The following is a 3745-nucleotide window of genomic DNA, read 5'->3' as shown; positions in this document are numbered from 1 at the left end:
CCGGCACGTTCTGGGACGGCGCGACGGGCAGCGGCATGAACTGGCGGCTCGCGCTGTCGGAACTTGAAGCCGAGCGGTCGCACCTGAGGCTCGACGGCGAACCGGTGATCCTGTACTCGCTCCTGTCGCCGCCCGGGCAGGCGCACGCGAACCTGCTCAAAGACCTGTACTGCCTGGACGCGGTGACGACCGTCTCGCTCGAATGGCGGCCGTGGACGGTGGAGGCGGCGCGCCGCCGGATCCGAAGCGCGCAGCGCCACTACTTTTCGCGCCGCTATTCGATGATGGCGCACGCGCAGGACGCCCAAGGCACGGCGGCGGCGATGGTCGATTCCGCTGCCGCCGCGGAGTCGGACCGTCTGGGAGCCGCGCTGGTCGAACTCGAAGCCGACGGCGTGGCCTACGGCGAGGCGTCGCTCACCGTGGCCTTGCACGGCGAACTCGAAGGAATCGAGCGGCTGGACGGCGACGTGCGCCGCCTGTTCGCCGCGCACGACGCGAAGGTGATCCGGGAGGGCTACGGCCAGCTTCCCGCGTGGTTCGCGCGGCTCCCGGCCCAGCCGCGCAAGCGGCAGGTGCGGAGGGTGTTCGTGTCGGCGGGTCTCGCGGCGTGCCTCGCGCCCGTGTTCGGGCCACCGAGGGGGAACCGGAAGAGCCGGCATCTCGACCGCGAGCCGCTGGCGGTGTTCGAGACGCCGTGGCGCACGGCGTACCGCTACGACCTGTTCGCTGGCGACGTGGGCCACACGCTGATCCTCGGGGCGACGGGATCCGGCAAGAGCTTTACGCTGAACTTCCTGCTGGTCGAGGCGCTCAAGTACGATCCGCGCATCCTGATTCTGGACCTGGGCGGCTCCTACCGCTGGCTGACCCGCTTCCTCGGGGGCCGGTATCTGGAGCTCGCGCCCGGAGAGCCGGAGCCCACGCTCCGGCTTACACCCTTCGCGCTGCCCGCCACCACCCGCACGTTCCAGTTCCTGACCGGCTGGGTGCTCCGGCTCCTGAAGCTCGGAGGGTACGAGGCAAGCGGCGCGGACACGAGCGAGATCCGCGCGCGGATCGAGGATCTGTACGCGCTCGGGACGGAGCGCCGGACGCTCAGCGTGCTGGCCGGCTCGCTCCCGTCGGCGATGTGGCCCGCGCTGAGCCGCTGGACGGAGGGCGGCGCGTGGGGCGCGTTCTTCGACAACCCCCCGGCGGGTGGGGCGGACATCGAATTCAGGGACTGGCAGGTGATCGACCTGGCGGGCGCGGCGGAGCACGCGGACCTGTGCGAGGCGGCGCTCGCCTACCTGCTGGAACGCATGCGGCTTGAGATCGAGGACCCGGCCGAGACCGCGCGGCTCAAGCTGATGGTCGTGGACGAGGCGTGGCGGTACATGCAGGACCCCGCCGTGCTGAACTACCTGGCCGAGGCGGCCAAGACGTGGCGGAAGAAGAACGCCGCGCTCGTGCTCGCGACGCAGTCCGCCGTGGACGTGACGGGGACGCCGGGCGCTTCGGCGCTCCTCGAATCGATCCCCACCAAGCTGTTCCTCGCCAACGCCGAACTGCCCGACGAGGCCGGGGCGCTGTTCCGGCTGAACGAGTCGGAGGTCGCCCGGATCCGGGCGCTGACGCCCAAGCGCGAACTGTATCTCCGCCGCCCGGACGAGGCGGCGGTGCTCCGCCTCGAAGTCGATCCGGAGAGCTACTGGCTCTACACCTCCTCGCCGCTCGACGCCGAGAGGCGCGCCGAAGCCGTGGCGAGGCACGGGCTGGTCCGGGCGCTCGAAGCGCTCGCGGGCCGAACCCATCCCACCCCACCAACCGAGAGGACGTGAACACCATGAAGGCAACTCCAACCGCTGCGATCCTGCTCGGGATCGTCGTAGTCCTGCTGACGCTGCTTCTGGCCGTGGTTCCCTGCGATGCCGCCGCGCAGCAAGCGACCACCGATGCCGCCCTGCTCCGCGTGCCGGTGCCGCAGGAAGGCGAAGAGCGGATCCCCCGGCTCCGCGCGCGCGTGCGCCATACCACGGTCATCGTGCTTCCGGCCGGGGAGCGGATCCTCGACTTCGTGGCCGGCGACTCCGAGTACTGGCACCTGACCGGCGCGGCGAACGTCGCGTACCTGAAGCCGCTGGCCGAGGATGCGGCGACGAACGTGGCGCTCGTCTGCGAGTCGGGGCGCATCTACTCGTTCCTCGTATCGGAAAGCGGTGAGAAGCCACCGCATCTCGTGGTCCGCGTCGAGGCGGGTGCGGAAGCGACGGCCCTGTCCGGTGCTCCTGGGTTCGTGGCCCGGAGCGAAGTCTCCGCCTACCGCGAGATGGCGGCGCAGGCGGCAAGCGCCTCGCGGCTGGCCCGCGAGGAGGCCGAAGCCCGGATCGTCGAGGCGCGCGACCGGGCCGAGGCGGAGATCGAGGCGTTTCGTGCCTCTTACCCCGAGCGGCTCCGGTTCGAGTACCGGCTGGACCGTGATGCGTCCGAGCGACCGTTCCGGGTCGAGGCGATGTGGCACGACGGGGAGTTCACCTATCTCCGCTCGCGCGCACAGGAGTCTCCGGTGCTCTACGAACTCCAGGACGGCGAACCGAGCCTGGTCGCGTTCGATCTCGCCGCGGACGGCCTCTTCGTCGCCCGCCGCGTTCTCGGCGACGGCTGGCTCCGGATCGGCAACAAGCAGCTGCGCTGGCGGTTCGAGCCCAGGGAGGGTTCGAGATGAGCCTCTGGAAGCGGTTGGTGAAGGAGCCGAAGGGCGCGCTGCCCGGCGGCTTCGTCACGAAGGTCGGGATCGCCCTGATCGCCGTGCTCGTGGCCGGGCTGCTGCTGTCCTCGTCGTTTTCCGGTCCCGACGAGACGGCCGAGGGCGTCGCCCCCGCGCCGGCGCGTCCCGTGGACGACCGCACGGGCCGGTCGCTCGATGGGCGCTTCAGCGACGAAACCAACCGCCAGAGCCAGCAGGCGGCGGCGGATGCGGACCGGGAGGGGCGACAGTCCGGTGCCCCAGGGCAGGAACCGGCCGGGCAAGACACCGCGGCAAGTTCAGGTGGCACCGGGACTGCCGTGAGCCGGGCCGAGTTCGAGCTTCGCGAGGCGCTCCGGCTGGAGGAGGTCGAGCGCCGGACGCGCTCGCTCCGCTCATTCCCCGTTGCGCAGTCGCACCGGGATCCGAACGGACCCCCGGATGCCGCGGCGTCTCCCTTGGTGCCCGAGTCTCCCGACGCGGCACTCGACGGAGCGCTTGCATCCCTCGGGCAGTCCCTTGCCGCTCTTGAGGCCGAGATGGCGGTCGGGCTGGCCGCCGGAGAGTTCGCGCCCGGCGTCGGAGACCCGGCACTGCGGGCGGATGTTCCCGCCGCGTTTCGCGCATCCGAGCCCGCCCGCTTGGTCCGGCCGCACGACCCGCCGGGCTGGGAGCGCATCCACGAAGGCGCGTTCCTCGAAGCGGTGCTCGTTACCCAGTTGTCGGGCGAGTTCCCCGGTCCGGTGCTCGCCATGGTGTCGGTGCCGCTCTATTCGCCCGACCGGCAGCGGGTGCTGATTCCGCGCGGCGCGCGCGTCGTCGGCACGGCCCAAGCCGTTCAGGACCGGGACCAGACCCGGCTTGCCGTCGCGTTCCACCGGCTGCTGCTGCCCGACGGAAGCTGGGTGGATCTTGAGTTCACCGGCCTCAACCAGATGGGCGAGAGCGCGCTCGGCGACCAGGTCAACCGTCGCTACCTCTCGACGTTCGCGGCTGCCGGAGCGGTCGGCGCGCTGA

At 71.3% G+C, this 3745-nt stretch carries 3 protein-coding genes; all 3 read left to right on the top strand.

Going from position 1 to position 3745, the window contains the following annotated elements:
- On the top strand, positions 1–1823 hold a 1823-nt coding region (locus RN901_RS09315), incomplete at its 5' end, for a DUF87 domain-containing protein (RefSeq protein ID WP_310757998.1).
- 5 nt (positions 1824–1828) lie between these two features.
- On the top strand, positions 1829–2707 hold the full coding sequence (locus tag RN901_RS09310) for a TrbG/VirB9 family P-type conjugative transfer protein (protein ID WP_310757997.1): 879 nt from the start codon (positions 1829–1831) through the stop codon (positions 2705–2707).
- A partial coding sequence (locus RN901_RS09305; RefSeq protein WP_310757996.1) for a TrbI/VirB10 family protein occupies positions 2704–3745 on the top strand: 1042 nt, incomplete at its 3' end. The genes RN901_RS09310 and RN901_RS09305, both read left to right, overlap by 4 nt.

Origin of the sequence: Candidatus Palauibacter soopunensis, assembly GCF_947581735.1 — a bacterium.
Lineage (GTDB): Bacteria > Gemmatimonadota > Gemmatimonadetes > Palauibacterales > Palauibacteraceae > Palauibacter > Palauibacter soopunensis.
This window is presented reverse-complemented; position numbering and strand designations above follow the sequence as displayed.